Here is a 16,039-nt window from a genome sequence, read left to right as displayed (position 1 = left end):
GTGATTCCTCCAATACTTAGTGCTCCGGCTGCAGCCGGCTTTAAATTCAGATAGCGAATGAAAACATTTTATACTCTTATAAAAATGCACACAAATAAATATTACATCTTACAGTGTTTTAGGAGAGCACCGTGAGTTAGTGATGAAATTGGGTTAAATTAACGTTAGCTAAGTGTTAATGGCTAGCGACATTTACATTGCGTAGTTATGTATATTCAATGTATAGAATAACTGGCACATGCCGGCACACGGGCGATACCTGGTCGTGCGTCTAGCATGGGCGAACAATTGCTAACGAGTGGTAAACACGTAATCCCAATGACAGTGGTCTCACTATATTAAGTACCCTCCGCTCCCTGCTCATAAACGCTCATTGGCTGCTCACCTGACGAGCTGTGCGGACCCGTCGTCACCATTTGCCCTGAAACTTGCTCCGGAGTTTGCTATTAACTATCCACTACCCGGCACTACGTCACGACCGATCAGTACCACTCGGAAAGGCACAATGAATCATGAACGCCGACTCAAACCGCACGCATCCAGTAAAGTTTCGCTCCACTTAGTCTTCATGCTTTTTTTGGTATCAATTTGGTATCAGTTGCTTTGAATTGGGGGTAATTGAGGGTAAAACAAAAAGGGCAAAACGCTGTTAAATCAGCCTTTTGCCCTTCAATGTAACTGAGGAAAACTCCCAAAATGCCATCTACTGGAATCGAACCAGCGACCTTCTCTTTACGAGGGAGATGCTCTACCGACTGAGCTAAGATGGCATCATGACCCGTACGGGATTTGAACCCATGTTACCGCCGTGAAAGGGCGGTGTCTTAACCACTTGACCAACGGGCCATCTAAGCAACAAAATAGATTATACGGGGTCGTTGCGCAGTTGTCCAGCCCCCTAACCCACATTTTGGTCAAAAAGTTTCTCGAAGGGAGATTCATTACTATGCGTATTGCTATTATTGGTGCCACCGGTCACGCTGGTACCGCACTAGTCCACGAGGCCGAACGTCGCGGCCACGAGGTCACTGGGTTCGTCCGTCACCCGGAACGGGCCACCGTCCTGGGTGACAACACTAACGCCCGGATTGTCAAAGCTGACGCCTTTACCCTCATGGCACCGGTACTTACCCGTTTTGACGTGATTATCGACGCCTTTAGCACCAGCCTGACCACGCCTATCTGCACGTCGACCTGGCTACACACTTAGTGGCGCAGCTACGGAACATCACCACCACGCGGGTCGCCTTTATTTTGGGTGCTGGTAGTCTGCAGCATCCTGACGGCGGGACCGTGCTCAACCGCATGGAACAAAATCCGGAGCTCGCGGGGATCATCAACACGCCACGCCAGCAAGCTGCCGAGTTGGACTTCTTGCGTCACGTCGACAATGTTGATTGGGTCGGAATTTCCCCCGCCATGACCTTTGAGCCAGGGCCGGCCACTAAGTACGTAGCGGGCAAGGATACTTTGCTCGTCGACACTCAGGGCCGGTCCCACCTGACTACTGGTAACTTAGCCCTAGCCCTCATGGATGAAATTGAACACCCGCAACACCAGCAGGCCCGGTTTACCGCCCGTGATGATGCTTAACCCAAAGATTTTATCAGGTGATGACTATGCTTTTACTACCGTTGTAGGTTATACTGATACGGAATAATCAGGAAATGAAGTGTAACCTATGGACTATCGAATTGGCGATATCGTCACGGGTAAGGTTACCGGTATTCAAGCGTACGGCGTATTTATTGCGCTCGACCCACACACACAGGGACTGATCCACATTTCCGAATGTCGCCACGGCTTCGTGAAGGGCCTGGATGACATGTTTCACATTGGTGAACAACTAGAAGTCATTATTCTAGACATCGATGAGTACAGCGGTAAGATCAGCCTGTCGCTGCGCGCATTACAAAATCCGGGCCCGCTCAGCGAGCACCGGCGCCGTAAACATTACTGGACTAGTCGGAAGGTGCACAACGGGTTTAAGCCCATTGACGACCGGCTGGATGGTTGGGTGCGTGAAGCGCTCCGCCACCTCGACCAGCAATAATTTCCGGGCACCAACCCGTACAAAAAGCCACCGCGTAATTGCGGTGGCTTTTCTCGTGTATGGCAACCATTAATCGGCCTAATGATGTCCACGCGGTCCAAAGTGACATCTTCCAGTGGTTTATCCGCGTTGTTAGTCTTGACGGCAGCAATGCTGTCAATCACACCCATGCCGGTCATCACCTGACCAAAGACGGTGTGGTGGTGATCCAACCACGGCGTCCCACCTTCCTGAAGGTAGCGCTGTGCAATATCTTCCGGATAGCCAGCCGCCCGCATCTGGCTGGCAAACTGCTGGTCCAGGTGCTGGTTCTGGACGATAAAGAATTGGCTGCCGTTGGTGTTGGGCCCGGCATTAGCCATTGACAACGCCCCACGAATGTTGAAGAGTTCATTACTAAACTCATCTGCAAACGGTGCACCGTACACACTTTCACCGCCCATACCGGTACCGGTTGGGTCACCACCCTGCACCATAAAATCAGGAATCACCCAGTGAAAAATCAATCCGTTGTAGTAGCCCTGGTCGGCCAACTGCGTGAAGTTCGCCACCGTTTTAGGTGCTTGCTCAGGAAAAAGTGCAATGCGCACCACCCCGAAGTTAGTGGTCATTTCTGCAATGGGTCCCTGATAATTGTCTAAGTTTAATTGTGGTAGAGTCATTTAAAAATATCCCCCTGCTTTCCCGGTTGGCTGTGTGCCGCACCGTTGCCCGTTAATCATACCCGAAAACTGTGTTTCACACTAGTCCACAGTACCATGGGTCGTAAGTTGGGGTGGCTGGTGGACAAGCGTCACGCGTACAGCGCCACAATCACTGCATTGGGATAAACCGAAAGTTGGCATGAGGCAATGAGAGTGTGTAAACTGGTCAGGTATATAGAAAGGAAAATGCTCATGTTACATCAATACGAGATCACCATTGTGGGTGGCGGCCCCGCCGGTATGTTTGCAGCCTTCTACGCCGGCATGCGCGGCGCGGACGTCCTGCTGGTGGAAAGTACCGCCGCCTTGGGTGGCCAACCCGCAACCCAATACCCGCAAAAAAATGATTTATGATATCGCTGGTATCGACGGGGTCAACGGCGTCGCCCTCACTCAGCGGCTGGCCCAACAAATGGACCACTTCCAGCCCGAGATTCGCCTGGATACCCGCGTCGACAGCATCAACCAGCCACCGGGACCGACCTTGTCGTCGACTGGCTCCAAGTGGATGCCAATACTCCCGCGGCCAAAGCCAATCCGCATGGATACATTCTCCAGACTAACCAGGGATCAATTGCTACCCAGACCGTCCTCATCGCGACTGGTGGGGGGGCGTTTGCTCCTCGACGGCTGGCCGTTGACTACCCCACCGAGTGGGACGGCCAGCGCGTTATCTACACCGTCCGTGATGTGGCGGCACTCACCGGCCAAACCCTTGCCATTGCTGGCGGCGGTGACTCGGCCATTGACTGGGCCTTGACCCTCGTGGACCGGGCACAGGATGTCCACCTCATCCACCGGCGGCAACAATTTCGCGGTCTGGAAAGCAGCGTGGCACAACTTAAACAAAGTCGCGTCCACATCCACACACCGTTTGTCATTGATGGCCTGAGCCTGACCGCTAATGACCAACTGGCCGTTGATCTGCGTCCAGTACACGGAGACGAGCATGAACACCTTGTCGTCGACCGCCTACTGGTTAACTACGGCTTTGCCAGTGACAACAAGCAGCTGCGGCGGTGGGAGCTGGCCTTAGACCACAACCTGGTAACGGTGGACCGCCTTTACCAAACTTCTCGGCCCGGTATCTTTGCCATCGGTGACGTGGTCACGTACCCAGGCAAAGTGAAGCTGATTGCCAACGCCTTTGGGGAAGCTCCTATTGCTGTGGATGCCGCACTACGGACCATCCACCCAGATTTGCGCCAACCGCCGCACTCTGCTGCTGTCATTGGCAAGTAAGTACCACTTAGGCGCCGTTTACGGCCACCTGCCGCGCTCTTACCAAAACTTAACCACTTAGTCCCCATATTTCGTGTACAATCAGACGGTAGTACCAATTCTGGGAGGAAAAAATGTCAACCTTAATCGATTTCGTGCTCCACATTGATGCCCACTTGGTGAACATCGTCAACCAATTCGGTGGTTGGACGTACGGTATCCTGTTCGTCATCATCTTTATCGAAACGGGCGCCATCATCCTACCATTTCTACCGGGGGACTCGTTGCTCTTCGCCGCAAGCGCACTCGCCGCCAATTCGGTCTACCACCTGAATATTTGGTTGTTCGTGTTCCTGTTCCTCGCCGCTTGCCTGCTGGGTGATTCCGTCAACTTCCACGTTGCCAAGCGTCTGGGCCGGGCAGCCGTACACAGCAAGTTCTTCGGGCGGTTCATCAATGAGGAGAAATTGCACGAAGCCGAGGGGCTCTTCGACCGCATGGGTGGTTTCACCATTACCATTGCGCGGTTCATGCCGATTATTCGGACCTTCATCCCCTTTGTTGCGGGGAGCTCCACCATGGCCTACCGGCGTTTCCTGCCGTACAACTTCCTCGGCGGCGCTGCTTGGGTGGCCTTGTGTTGTGCCGCCGGCTTTTGGTTTGGCAACTACCCTATTGTTAAGGAACATTTCAGCTTGGTGGTTATCGGCATCATCGTGGTGTCACTCATACCCATGGTCATCTCGGCCATCAAGGGCGCTCGGCGTAAAGCCACCAACTAATTTATGCCGCAATAATAATGACCCTGAGTAATCCGCATAGTTGCAGATTGCTCAGGGTCATTTTAATTAGTGATCATCATCGTTGAGGTTGTGCACTTCACGGCGTGGAGCCTTGTCGTAGTAATCATCACGCCAATTACCACCACCGCGCGGACCACCTCCATGGCGGTGCCCACCACTGATGCTCGTGATCAGCCATACGATCAGCACGATCACTAGTAACGGTAGCCCAATAAACTCGACCAGGAACCAGGCAACACTGGCAAACAGGCTGAGAATAGCCGCCACCACGACAAAGATAATAATTGCTGCAAGACAGCCGATAATTGGCATGAACCTTTTTCCTCCACTTTAATTATCAAACAATAATATATCGCCCGCACCGGTTGTTAAAGTCAACCGACCCGACTTTTCCCCCGACCGATTTAACTCTACCTGATGGGCCTGCTGGGCGTCCGGCACCCCGTGGGCCTGCACGACCACGTGTCCAAACTTAGTCTGTAGGTTACCACTCAAGGCCGCAGTTCGGGGCAAGCTTACGGATACGTTACCGTTGACCGAAGCACCCACGATAGTTTCGGCAGCCGCGTGCAAGTCGGCCCGGGCCACCCCGTTGACCGTCTGGAAATGCAACGCGTTCACCGTACCCATGACGGTCAGATCACCATTGACAGTGCTTAACACCGCATCCTGCGCCCGTAATCCACGCAGGCTGACGTCCCCGTTCACGTTCTCCACTTCAAACATGCTGGCACTGAGCGTATGGGCCCGCAGATTACCGTTTGCTAACTTCACGTAAAAGTCCTGCCCGTGCACATCGTCAAAACCAACGTCACCGTTGAGTACCTGGGTGTCAAAGTGGTCAAAACTGCGCCTAGGGAGCTGTACATCAAGATCGACCGTCAGCCGCTTATCCTCCACACTGAACGTCAGCTGATCGGCATCCGCCCGGATTACACTGTGGTCAAGTAAGGCCCGCACCGGCTCGCTATCACTGCGCCCGTACACCCGTACGTTGGCCGTGATACGAAAACCCGCTTTATTCCAGGTCCGGTAACGCACCGAGCCACTGGCAACGGTTACTGCCACCACACTAGCCGCGCAGTCAGCAAAGTCGAACGTTTTGGTGCCCCGCCGGCTTTGCCCGCCTGGCAACCGCCGCGTCACGTCATGCCAATCCACATTATCAATCACGTTACGGACCGAACGCCGAAATAAGTACCGTAGGGGGCGTTTGCCTACCGTATCGGTATCGGCATCCGTGGAAGTAGTGGCGATATGGTAAGTTTGTTCCGCACGCAGGACCGTTTGCGCATCATGCTGGTGCACTCGCGCCACCTTAGTTTCCGTAGTCAGGCCACGCCGTTGCCAATCAACCATGATGGCACGCCCATTGCGTTCCTTGGGCCCACCCTGGTTAGCAATGTCCTCAAGGAGCGTTAACCCTTCGGCACTCGAAATGACGCCGCGCTTAATCAGGTCAATAATCCGTTCACGCTCGTTCATACGCCTACCCCCAAACTGTACTTGATGTTGGGTTCATTATGCCATGGCATCATGTTGGGCGCATGGGTCCTAAGGCCGAGATTACCGGGTGAGGGAGTGGGACGAATTATCTCATTGGGTCACCACAAAATGGAACAAAATCAGTTTGATGCGTGACCGTTCTAGGTTCGACACCTGACGCACATCGCACCATAACCTCCTTGCTCAGTTGCCACAAAGCCCACATAACGTAAAAAAAGGGCGCAGCCGCAACTACGTCCTTCCCCAAACCATTGACCTTACTTAGCATACTCAACAGTTCGCTTTTCCCGAATAACCGTAACCTTAATGTGACCCGGATATTCAAGCTCATCTTCAATTTTCTTCCGTACATCACGCGCCAACACCACTGACTGTTCGTCATTGAGTTGGTCTGGTGACACGATGACCCGAATCTCACGGCCCGCTTGAATCGCGTAACTGTGGTCAACGCCCTTAAAGCCGTTGGCAATCTCCTCCAGTTTCTCCAACCGGTGAAGGTAGTGTTCAAGTGATTCGCTCCGGGCACCCGGACGGGCTGCCGAAATGGCATCCGCCGCGGCCACCAGCACCGCAATGATGCTAGTCGGCTCCGTGTCCCCGTGATGTGAAGCAATGGTGTTGATCACGACTTTCGGCTCATGGTACTTCTTAGCCACTTCGACGCCGATCTCAACGTGGGAACCGTCAACCTCGTGGTCTAACGCCTTCCCAATATCATGTAATAACCCCGCGCGTTTCGCTAAAGCTTCGTCCTGACCCAATTCAGCCGCCATGCTCCCGCCAACTTGGCTACTTGAATTGAGTGATCCAGCACGTTTTGACCATAACTAGTCCGATAATGCATCCGACCGAGAATCTTAATCAAATCTGGATGCATCTTGTGAATGCCCAGATCAAAGATAGTTTGTTCACCAAATTCACGAATCTGGTCATCAATTTCCTTACGGGCCTTATCCACCATCTCTTCAATACGAGCTGGATGAATCCGACCATCCTTGATTAATTTCTCCAGTGCCAACCGGGCAACTTCCCGGCGAACCGGGTCAAAGCCGGACAGCACCACCGTTTCTGGCGTGTCATCAATAATGATGTCAATTCCCGTCAACGTTTCCAGAGTCCGGATGTTACGACCTTCACGGCCAATGATCCGGCCCTTCATGTCATCATTAGGCAGGTTGACCACCGTCACGGTGGCATCAGAAACCACGTCGCAGCGCTCATCTGGATAGCATCAGCGATAATGGCATGGGCGGTCCGGTCAGCGGTCGCCTTGGCCTCGTCTTCACTGTCCTTAATCATGACTGCACGGTCGTGCGCCAATTCTTCCTTCGTGTGCGCAATAATTTCATCACGCGCTTCGTCGGCTGACAAACCAGCAATGCGTTCCAACTCCGCCCGCTGCTCCTCGTCACTATGATCGAGTTTAGCAGCACGAGCGTTCAGCTGTTGTTCGCGTTCCTTCAAATGGTTGTCACGGTCAGTTAAACTCTGTTCCTTCCGGTCCAAAGTATCGTCCCGTTTATCCAGGCTTTCTTCACGAGTTAATAGGCGGTTCTCGGATTTTTGGACCTCACTCCGCCGTTCCTTTAATTCGTCCTCAACCTGGGTCCGGTAACGGGTAGTTTCTTCCTTAGCCTCAAGCACTTTTTCCTTCTTGAGGGTAGCTGCTTCTTTCTTAGCAGCTGCGATAATCCCCGTCGCCGTACCGGTGGCTTGGTCTAATTTGGTTTCATACCAGTTCTTGCGTAATGCATAACCGGCAGCTAAACCGATAGCTAAAGCGATGATTGCGGCGAGGGCTATCGCGATCAGTGTTACTGAACTCACGTTTTCACCTCCGCATCATCATAATTGTGCAAATTTCAGATGCTAGTTTAAAATTTTTAAAGATTATTACAGCTATTAAGTTTAACCTTGTCTAATAATCGTGTCAACTTTCCAACCGCGCCACCACGGTAATTAAAGCGCTTTCGCCAAGCTGATTATCCGACTATTTGCGCATAACATCAGGCCCACACTTCACCCACCGACTAGCAAGAAAAAAAATATTCTGCTAGCACAATGGCGTGTTATGCCACTAAAAAAAGCGTTGCTCCACGAGCAACGCTTTTCATGTCTAAACAAATATTTTTCAAACTAGACCAGTGTTTCAGGATCAGCCGCCTTTTTCTTGGCCTTACTGGTACCGGCCAACTCTTCGGTCTCTTCCTCAACACTCTCACCGGTGCCGTCCATATCGTAGGCGGCACGTACCTTTTGGCGAATCTCATCCTTGACGTCAGGGTGCTCATCTAGGTAGTTTTTGGTCTTCTCCCGGCCCTGACCGATGCGGTCCTCGCCGTAACTATACCACGAACCACTCTTTTGCATGATGTCCTTATCGACCGCCATGTCGACAATTTCACCCGTCTGCGAGAAGCCGTGACCATACATGATGTCCACTTCAGCCACCCGGAATGGCGGCGCCACCTTGTTCTTCACGACCTTGATCTTGGTCCGGTTACCAATCACGACACCGTCTTCCTTGATCTGTTCAGCGCGCCGGACTTCCAAGCGCACCGTCGCGTAAAACTTCAGGGCCCGGCCACCTGGCGTGGTTTCCGGGTTACCAAACATCACGCCGACCTTCTCACGAATCTGGTTGATGAAGATGGCAATGGTCTTGGTCTTATTGATCTGTCCGGACAGCTTCCGCAACGCTTGCGACATCATCCGCGCTTGCAACCCAACATGGGCATCGCCCATTTCGCCGTCAATTTCGGCTTGTGGAACCAGGGCCGCCACGGAGTCAATGACCAGGATGTCAATGGCACCACTGGACACTAGGGCGTCCGCAATTTCTAGTCCCTGTTCACCGGTATCTGGCTGCGACAATAGCAGGTCATCGATGTTGACCCCCAAAGCCGTCGCGTACTTCGGATCCATTGCGTTTTCAGCGTCAATGTAAGCTGCCGTGCCCCCCTGCTTTTGCACTTCCGCAACGGCGTGCAGTGCCAGGGTCGTCTTACCAGAACTTTCTGGGCCATACACTTCAATAATCCGTCCACGAGGAAAGCCGCCCACACCCAGGGCGTTGTCGAGGGCTAGTGAGCCCGTGGATACGGTGGAAATCCGGGTATCAGACTTATCACCCATCCGCATAATCGAACCCTTACCAAAATTCTTTTCAATCTTTTTCAGCGCCGTCTGTAATGCTGCCTGACGGGCCGCCTGTTCCTTTGTTTCGCCTTTATCAGCCACAATACGGCCTCCTTCGTTTCGCTTTTATCACTACCACCATCATACCGGTCAGTTGCACCAATTACAAGCAAAAATCGAACGAATGTTCCCCTACCAACAAATTATTTTTGGAGCGCCTGCAGGACCATTAGCAGGGCCGTTTTCACGGCACGTCCACGCACATCGTTCCGGCTACCCTGAAAGTGAAATTCCGTTGCACTGACCTGTGTGCCCACGGCTAATCCGATCCACACAGTCCCAGCCGGATGACCTTCGAGTTGTTCGGGACCCGCGACGCCCGTAAGCCCGACACCCACATCAGCCCGAGTGCGTGTTGGGCGCCCGTCGCCATCGCCTTAGCGGTGGCTGCACTAACGACGCCATGTTGATCGATCACGCTACCAGGTACGTTCACGAGCTGTTCCTTCGCTCCTGGGGCGTAGGTGACAAAGCCGCCGTTCAACACCTTTGAAGCCCCAGGCACGTCACCCAGAGCCGCCTGAAAGGCACCAGCGGTCAAACTCTCGGCCGCCGTAATGGTCGCGTGGGCTGCGGCTAGCGCTGCCACCACGTGCGCCGCCAGCGACTCATCACCGCTGCCGTAATAGTATTGCCCAATACGGCGCAAAATGTTGCTACGCATCGGTTTAATTAACGCTTGGGCCTGGTCAGCGTCCACCGCGCGTGCGGTCAATCGGAGCTCAACTTCATAATTGCCAATGTATGGGGCCACAGTGGGGTTGCCCTGTTCCGCAATAATGTCGCCAATTTCCGTCACCAGCGCGGATTCGCCCAGGCCAAAGAAGTGCATGGTCTCGCTGGCGAGGGTCTCGTGTTGCTGGCCAGCCAGTAATGGTACCAATTCCTTATCGACCATCATCTTGAACTCACGGGGTGGCCCAGGCAATAAGATGTAGTGGTGGTTGTTGGCTGCCATGAAGGCCCCGACCGCCAAACCGTTATGGTTCGTTAACGGCGTGGCCCCCGCCGGTAGCATGGCCTGCACCAAGTTGTTCGGGGTTAGCGGCTGCTGCTTACGCCGGGCCATTTCCACCAACTTCTCGTGGTGCGCCGCGTCGGTCACTAACTCCCGCCCTAAATGGGCTGCCAACGTTTGTTTGGTTAAGTCGTCAGGCGTCGGGCCCAGGCCACCCATCAAGATAATGGTGTCACTGCGCTGCTCAGCCACGCTGATGGCCCCGTCTAACCGTTCCTGGTTATCACCCACCACCTGCTGGTAGCGACTGCCAATGCCCAGGTGTGCCAACGTGCGGGCCAAGTATGCTGCGTTAGTATTCACAATTTGGCCTAATAACATTTCCGTACCAACAGCAATTAATTCTGCGTTCATGGTTACCTCCTCGGATAGTAATTCCGCAATTTTCTTTAGTTTAGCACACCGGACCGCAATTTTTGGTGCACCTACTCATGGGGACAAAGACGCCATCGTGACGGCACCAAGTAGCCGCCACGATGGCGTGGATTATGCATATTCAGTTATTAAAAGCTATCCGCAAAGACGCTCCGGTTCTTGTAGAAGTACTCGATACCAGAATACAGGGTGAAGAAGACCGCCACGTAGAAGAAGATTTGGGCCAACGGAATTCCTAGCGTCGCAAAGCCGACGTTGTTCAGCAACAACAGGATGATGGCGATCATCTGCGTGGTCGTCTTAATTTTGCCCGGCCAAGCAGCGGCTAAAACTTCACCCTCGTTGGACAGCAACAGACGCAGGCCGGTGACGGCCAATTCCCGCCACAAGATGATGGCTACAGCCCACGCCGGTACACTACCCTGGACGGCCAGGAAGATGAAGGCCGTGATGACCAGCAGCTTGTCAGCCAGCGGATCAGCGAACTTACCAAAGTTAGTCACGAGGTGATTGCGCCGCGCAATCTGCCCGTCCGCAAAGTCGGTCAACGACGCCACCACGAAGATGATCATGCTACAATGGCACTCACGGTAATCTTCGTGCCCAGCCAAGTCACCGTACCCACTGGCCAGCCTAATGCCAAGATCAAAGTGAAGATGGGAATCAGGATGATCCGCATCAAGGTTAATTTATTTGGTAAGTTCACAAGTATTCCTCCCAGAACAAAATTTAGCTTTTGCCGTAAAACAGAACGTCACGTACCGACTCACTGCCGGTACGTGACCATTCGTGGCGTGGCGTCACACGCCATCACTCACTATTCTGCGCTACTGTTTTTCGGTGCAAAGGTCAATGTCTGCACAACGCTCGTGCTGGACTTAATAGCAGCCTTCTTACCGTTGATCTTCACCGTCGTGGCCGGCGCGTTCCCGGTGCTGACCGTGAAGCTCGTCGTCCCGCTAGCTAAGCGAACCGTGTGCGATTTGCCAGAGTCCAACGTCCCCTGCCAAGTCGTGGTACCAGCAACGCTAACGCTGACCCACGCAGACCCAGACGAAGCCTTCAGGACAACCTTGTTACCACTCTTAGGAAAGTGGCTCAACGTGAAGTTCTGCGTGCTACCAGAGATGCTAGGCTTAGAGATTTTGAACTTGCTGCCACTACTGGTTGCCCGTTGCTTACTGGAACCCTTAGCAACGGTTTTGCTGGAGCTACTACTGGTGGTCTGCTTGCTGCTGCTCTGCGCACTACGCTTGCGACTAGCCTGTTTCCGGCTACTCTTCTTGCTCGAAGCAATGCTGTCCGAGTCGTCCTTAGTACTAGACTTTGAAACCGGAATATCACTCGTAGAATCGTTCGACCGTTGTGAAATAATGGTTGAGCCGTAAACAACCGCAATGATGACCACCGCCACCAGGGCGATAATAATCTGCGGCAGGAACCGGCGTAACCGGGCCCCGCGACTTTGCGGCTTATTGGCCGTCCGCGTCGGACTATCTTCGGGGTTCGGCACCACGTTTTCGGGCTTAACCTCCGGAATGTCCTGCTGGTACTGCTCCATCAGCGCTTCCGCGTCGAGGCCAACTACCTGCGCGTACTGCTTGATGAAAGCACGCACATAAAAGTCCCCTGGCAGGGCATCAAAGTGACCCTCTTCAATCGCGATTAGGTAGCGTTTCTGAATCTTGGTAATCTGCTGCAGATCGTCAAGTGTGTAGCCCTTTTCCAGACGCGCTTCACGCAGCTTTTGGCCGATCTCGTCCATAATTTATATCCTCACCCGTTTACAAAGTTTCATCACTTGTAAGTCTACCATACCGCAACATCATCTTGAATTAAGAAATGGTTATATCATACGGTTTTAACGCAACCAACCGCCCGTCACGTTTAAAGTCTGGCCGGTTAAATAACCTGCCTTTTCAGAAAGTAAGGTGGCTACAAAGTAGGCAATGTCGGCTGGCTGGGCCAGCCGCTGCGCCGGAATATCAGCCGTGACCGCTGCTAAAGCTGACTGACCGAACCCCGCGTTCATCTTCGTGTCCACCGCCCCCGGGGCCACCACGTTCACGGTGATCCCGAGGCTAGCCACTTCCTGGGCGTACGCGTGGGCAAAGGCTGACTGTGCACCCTTGACCGTACTGTAACCCACTTCCATGGGCGAACCAGCTTCGCCGTAAACGGACCCGATAAACACGATGCGCCCGTGTCCGCTACGCGCTAGTTTATCCTGAAGCTGCCGAATCAATGCCATTGGGGTCAACAGGTGCACCCGTAGCAGGTTGGTCAAGTGCGCCACGGTGGTGTCCGCGAAAAGCTCGTAGTACGTCATGCCCGCAGCGACCACGACCGCATCCACGGCAAACAACTGCTGCACAATCTGGTCGGCGGCTTGTACGTCGGTCAGATCCGCTTGCAGGGTGAAAAAGTCTTGGCGGGGGTACGCCGTCACCAGTTCCCGCACTAACGCATCGATTTGAGCCTGATTATGGTGAAAATGGAGGTACAGGCTCCAACCCTGTGCTGCTAAGGTCCGGGCGGTGGCGGTGCCAATATCCCCCGAGGCACCCAAAATTAACGCCGTATTCATTTGCTGGCCTCCGTTTCCGGTAACAGGTGCAAAATAGCCACCCCATCGTCACGTACCAGGGCCTGGCCCGCTGCCAGTACGTCGGCCAACGTCAGTTCGGCCAGCACGTCAGGATAATCAAACATGTTCGTGTCACCAAAGGCGCGGCTAGCCAGCTGGTTAGCAATATTTTCCAGTGAGTTCAACGAGGCAAAGTACTTGCCAGTGACGCCTTGATGATCCGCGCTAGGCGGTCAACGTTCACGTCAGGGTTAGCGCGATAGTTGCGCAACGCCGCCATAATGGCGTTGGTCATCCGGTTCGGGTCGGTAGCATCCCCACTAAAGACCGTAAAGTTGTAACCACGACCCACGTTGAATTCGTAGCCAAAGGTGTCATCAATCACACCCTGGTCGTACCAGTCGGTATAGGTGTGACCAGAGTCGCCAAAAATCAGCTCCAAGAATAGCCGCGTAGCTAATTCTTGACGTAACCCCGCACGGTCGGCCGTAATGGGCGCACTGCCCTTAATCCCGACGTAACCCTTAGGCCGCACGATGTCTAAGCGCTTGACGCTGTAAGGTTGCACCACACTCACATCGTAATCATCGTGCGTGATCCGTGCTTGCGGGGCCGGCGCAGTCACTTTGCCAGCCTGGTTGGCACTCACGACCCGAATCAGTTCGTCAGCGTCAAAATTACCGACTACGGTCAGCACCATGTTTTGCGGGTGGTAAAATGCCTGGTGCATCGTCCGTAAGATGGCTGGGGTGATGTGGCTAATGGAATCCACGGTACCAGCAATGTCCTGGCTCAACGGGTGGCCGGGGTACATGTCGGCCAACAGGCTCGTATACGCCTGCCAGTTCGGGTCATCATCATACATCTGAATTTCTTGGCCAATAATCCCCTGCTCTTTGGCCACGGTGGCATCCGTGAAGTACGGGTCCTGCACAAAGTCGAGTAGGATCTCGACGTTCTTCATCACGTTGCGGGTCGTCGAAAAGAGGTAATTGGTGTTCGTAGCACTTGTAAAAGCATTCGCGGATGCACCGCTGGCCCCAAACAAGTCAAACGCATCGTAATCCGCTTTGTCGAACAGTTTGTGTTCCAAAAAGTGGGCGGTCCCCGCGGGTACTACGACCGGTTGGGCATCCGCTTGCAACCGCACCTGGTCGTCGACCGCCCCAAAGTTCGTGGTAAACACCGCGTAGGTCTTGTGGTACTCCGGTTTGACCACAATTTGTAACCGCAGTCCGTTCGGTAAAGTGACGCGCCGCAAAGTTTCCCCCGCATCAGCGTATCGTTTGGTCGTATCGTCCATTACTGTTCCTCCCCATCAAGCAAGTACACGGCCTGCAGCTTAAACGTCGCCGCCGCAGCGGCCACATCCGCTTTGGTCACCGCCTGTACGCGCGCGGTAAACGTAGGTAAGTCCAACGCCGCCGCTGGTTGTAACGCGCTAGTCAGCGCCTGGTTCATCAAGAACCGCTGACTATCCAGCGCCGATTCGCGACCGTTCAAAATTTCGTCCTTCACGGTTTGGAGCAGATCGTCCGGGAAGTCACCCCGCACTACTTTGTCCAGTTGCTCGGCAATCAACGCCTCAGTTTGTGCACGGTTAGCTGCCTCAATCCCCGTTTGCACCATCATAAAGTGCCGCCGCTGGTTAAGACTAGAACTGGCAAAGTAAGCCAAGCTTGCCTGCTCGCGTACGTTCCGGAACAATAACGACAATGGCGATCCCCCAAAAAGCTGGTTGGCAACCATGGCCGCAAAGTACCGCGGGCCACAATCGTCACTTTCGACGTGGTAACCCAAGTTCAACTTGGCTTGCTGCACTGGGGCGTGCTCGTGGAACTGGCGCACGTCCGTGTGGACCGGCTGGTCGTAGCCCGGACTCAACGCCACCTGCCGTGGGGCAAAGCCCAACTGCTGGGCCAACGGTAACACGGTTTCCGTCGTGACTGGCCCGAGGACGATGATCTCGATGGCGTCGTGCGTCAGCGCGTCGTGGTACACATCAGTCAGCGTCTGGGCGTCGATGCCCTCAATGTCCGCGGATTCACCAAAACTCGGCGCCGCTTGCACGGGGTCATCGAAGTAGCCGTGTTGCAAGGCCAACGCGGCCTGGGTCCCCCGGTCCTCTTTAAGGGAAGCTAAATACAGCAACAGGTTGTCGCGTTCCCGTTGCACCGTGGCCGGATCGAGCACGCTGCCCTGCATTAACGGGCGCATCAATACCGAGCGTAAAAACGCAAAAGCTGCGGGCAATAACGGCGTGTCGGTGTATTGATCGTTCAGCACGCTAATGGCGGCGCCCATCCGGTGCACCGCCCCCTCGCGTGCGACGCCAAAGCCAAAGCTGGCGCCGTACATTTCCTCCAGGCGGGCCGCTAACTGGTCCTGCGTGGGGTACTCCGCACTGTTCGTTTCCAAAACGCTGGTCAACAACCCCCGCCGGCCACTTTGTTGTGCCCGTAATGGGGCCAAGAACTGGACGTTGATCCGCGTTGTTTTAAACTGGTTCGACGTAATGACATTCAGGTATACACCATCGGTAATCTTAGTTCGCAAGTTGTTCTCCTTCTCAAC

At 53.9% G+C, this 16,039-nt stretch carries 13 protein-coding genes, 2 tRNA genes and 5 pseudogenes; 4 read left to right on the top strand and 16 right to left on the bottom strand.

Features of this window, described 5'->3' with window-relative positions; genetic code table 11:
* Positions 1 to 697 precede the first annotated feature (697 nt).
* Together JCM13996_RS00295 and JCM13996_RS00290 are read right to left on the bottom strand one after the other, a co-directional pair.
* Positions 698 to 770, bottom strand: a tRNA-Thr gene (locus JCM13996_RS00295).
* Between the two features lie 4 nt (positions 771 to 774).
* Positions 775 to 846: transfer RNA gene (locus JCM13996_RS00290), tRNA-Glu, on the bottom strand.
* A gap of 100 nt (positions 847 to 946) precedes the next feature.
* Here JCM13996_RS00290 and JCM13996_RS12660 point away from each other — a divergent pair.
* Together JCM13996_RS12660 and JCM13996_RS10235 are read left to right on the top strand one after the other, a co-directional pair.
* Positions 947 to 1,593: pseudogene (locus JCM13996_RS12660) on the top strand (NAD(P)H-binding protein).
* An 88-nt stretch (positions 1,594 to 1,681) separates the two neighbouring features.
* Positions 1,682 to 2,053: a CvfD/Ygs/GSP13 family RNA-binding post-transcriptional regulator gene (locus JCM13996_RS10235; RefSeq protein ID WP_056968838.1), complete on the top strand. Its 372-nt coding sequence runs from the start codon at positions 1,682 to 1,684 to the stop codon at positions 2,051 to 2,053.
* A gap of 83 nt (positions 2,054 to 2,136) precedes the next feature.
* On the opposite strand, the pseudogene JCM13996_RS00280 reads toward JCM13996_RS10235, so the two are convergent.
* Positions 2,137 to 2,715: pseudogene (locus JCM13996_RS00280) on the bottom strand (peptidylprolyl isomerase); the annotation flags it as partial.
* Between the two features lie 228 nt (positions 2,716 to 2,943).
* Between JCM13996_RS00280 and JCM13996_RS11315 the strand changes: the two are divergent.
* Positions 2,944 to 3,999, top strand: a pseudogene (locus JCM13996_RS11315) (NAD(P)/FAD-dependent oxidoreductase).
* A gap of 113 nt (positions 4,000 to 4,112) precedes the next feature.
* Entirely contained in the window at positions 4,113 to 4,760 is a 648-nt protein-coding gene (locus tag JCM13996_RS00270; RefSeq protein ID WP_054749158.1) for a VTT domain-containing protein, read from the top strand.
* 66 nt (positions 4,761 to 4,826) lie between these two features.
* On the opposite strand, the gene JCM13996_RS00265 is transcribed toward JCM13996_RS00270, so the two are convergent.
* The 13 genes and pseudogenes from JCM13996_RS00265 to yfmF form a co-directional block, all read right to left on the bottom strand.
* The gene (locus tag JCM13996_RS00265) at positions 4,827 to 5,093 is read right to left on the bottom strand and encodes a hypothetical protein (protein ID WP_054749157.1); all 267 of its coding nucleotides are present in this window, start codon (positions 5,091 to 5,093) and stop codon (positions 4,827 to 4,829) included.
* 18 nt (positions 5,094 to 5,111) lie between these two features.
* On the bottom strand, positions 5,112 to 6,266 hold the full coding sequence (locus JCM13996_RS00260; protein WP_054749156.1) for a DUF4097 family beta strand repeat-containing protein: 1,155 nt from the start codon (positions 6,264 to 6,266) through the stop codon (positions 5,112 to 5,114).
* Positions 6,267 to 6,544: 278 nt separating this feature from the next.
* Positions 6,545 to 7,060 carry an HDIG domain-containing metalloprotein gene (locus JCM13996_RS13055; protein WP_439646445.1) on the bottom strand — a complete coding sequence of 172 codons (516 nt, stop codon included), beginning with the start codon at positions 7,058 to 7,060 and terminating at the stop codon, positions 6,545 to 6,547.
* A complete protein-coding gene (locus tag JCM13996_RS13050; protein WP_439646444.1) occupies positions 7,027 to 7,494 on the bottom strand; it encodes a KH domain-containing protein in 468 nt (155 codons plus the stop codon). The genes JCM13996_RS13055 and JCM13996_RS13050 overlap by 34 nt, the downstream gene beginning before the upstream one ends.
* Entirely contained in the window at positions 7,473 to 8,114 is a 642-nt protein-coding gene (locus JCM13996_RS13045; RefSeq protein ID WP_439646443.1) for an Rnase Y domain-containing protein, read from the bottom strand. The genes JCM13996_RS13050 and JCM13996_RS13045 overlap by 22 nt, the downstream gene beginning before the upstream one ends.
* Positions 8,115 to 8,423: 309 nt before the next feature.
* The gene (gene recA, locus JCM13996_RS00250; protein WP_054749155.1) at positions 8,424 to 9,527 is read right to left on the bottom strand and encodes a recombinase RecA; all 1,104 of its coding nucleotides are present in this window, start codon (positions 9,525 to 9,527) and stop codon (positions 8,424 to 8,426) included.
* Positions 9,528 to 9,628: 101 nt separating this feature from the next.
* A pseudogene (locus tag JCM13996_RS00245) lies at positions 9,629 to 10,857 on the bottom strand (competence/damage-inducible protein A).
* Between the two features lie 149 nt (positions 10,858 to 11,006).
* Positions 11,007 to 11,584: pseudogene (gene pgsA / locus JCM13996_RS00240) on the bottom strand (CDP-diacylglycerol--glycerol-3-phosphate 3-phosphatidyltransferase).
* A 111-nt stretch (positions 11,585 to 11,695) separates the two neighbouring features.
* Positions 11,696 to 12,643, bottom strand: coding sequence for a helix-turn-helix domain-containing protein (locus tag JCM13996_RS00235; RefSeq protein WP_054749154.1), 948 nt, complete (start codon positions 12,641 to 12,643; stop codon positions 11,696 to 11,698).
* 96 nt (positions 12,644 to 12,739) lie between these two features.
* Positions 12,740 to 13,465, bottom strand: a complete 726-nt coding sequence (gene ymfI / locus JCM13996_RS00230; RefSeq protein ID WP_054749153.1) for an elongation factor P 5-aminopentanone reductase — start codon at positions 13,463 to 13,465, stop codon at positions 12,740 to 12,742.
* Positions 13,462 to 13,650: a hypothetical protein gene (locus JCM13996_RS10665; RefSeq protein ID WP_156321779.1), complete on the bottom strand. Its 189-nt coding sequence runs from the start codon at positions 13,648 to 13,650 to the stop codon at positions 13,462 to 13,464. Before JCM13996_RS10665 ends, ymfI begins: the two co-directional genes overlap by 4 nt.
* Positions 13,647 to 14,768 carry an EF-P 5-aminopentanol modification-associated protein YfmH gene (gene yfmH / locus JCM13996_RS00225; RefSeq protein ID WP_156321778.1) on the bottom strand — a complete coding sequence of 374 codons (1,122 nt, stop codon included), beginning with the start codon at positions 14,766 to 14,768 and terminating at the stop codon, positions 13,647 to 13,649. Before yfmH ends, JCM13996_RS10665 begins: the two co-directional genes overlap by 4 nt.
* Positions 14,768 to 16,021 carry an EF-P 5-aminopentanol modification-associated protein YfmF gene (gene yfmF, locus JCM13996_RS00220; protein ID WP_054749152.1) on the bottom strand — a complete coding sequence of 418 codons (1,254 nt, stop codon included), beginning with the start codon at positions 16,019 to 16,021 and terminating at the stop codon, positions 14,768 to 14,770. The genes yfmH and yfmF overlap by 1 nt, the downstream gene beginning before the upstream one ends.
* Between the last annotated feature and the right edge of the window lie 18 nt (positions 16,022 to 16,039).

This window comes from Lacticaseibacillus thailandensis DSM 22698 = JCM 13996 (assembly GCF_001312865.1).
GTDB classification, from domain to species: Bacteria; Bacillota; Bacilli; order Lactobacillales; family Lactobacillaceae; genus Lacticaseibacillus; species Lacticaseibacillus thailandensis.
The sequence above is the reverse complement of the archived record's forward strand: the minus strand, read 5'-3'. Positions and strand labels throughout refer to the sequence as shown.

What these genes read in the sequence shown, in the direction of transcription:
- JCM13996_RS10235 (WP_056968838.1), top strand. Translation starts at nt 1,682, where the DNA reads ATGGACTATCGAATTGGCGATATCGTCACGGGTAAGGTTACCGGTATT.
- JCM13996_RS00270 (WP_054749158.1), top strand. Translation starts at nt 4,113, where the DNA reads ATGTCAACCTTAATCGATTTCGTGCTCCACATTGATGCCCACTTGGTG.
- JCM13996_RS00265 (WP_054749157.1), bottom strand. Translation starts at nt 5,093, where the DNA reads ATGCCAATTATCGGCTGTCTTGCAGCAATTATTATCTTTGTCGTGGTG.
- JCM13996_RS00260 (WP_054749156.1), bottom strand. Translation starts at nt 6,266, where the DNA reads ATGAACGAGCGTGAACGGATTATTGACCTGATTAAGCGCGGCGTCATT.
- JCM13996_RS13055 (WP_439646445.1), bottom strand. Translation starts at nt 7,060, where the DNA reads ATGGCGGCTGAATTGGGTCAGGACGAAGCTTTAGCGAAACGCGCGGGG.
- JCM13996_RS00235 (WP_054749154.1), bottom strand. Translation starts at nt 12,643, where the DNA reads ATGGACGAGATCGGCCAAAAGCTGCGTGAAGCGCGTCTGGAAAAGGGC.
- ymfI (WP_054749153.1), bottom strand. Translation starts at nt 13,465, where the DNA reads ATGAATACGGCGTTAATTTTGGGTGCCTCGGGGGATATTGGCACCGCC.
- yfmH (WP_156321778.1), bottom strand. Translation starts at nt 14,768, where the DNA reads ATGGACGATACGACCAAACGATACGCTGATGCGGGGGAAACTTTGCGG.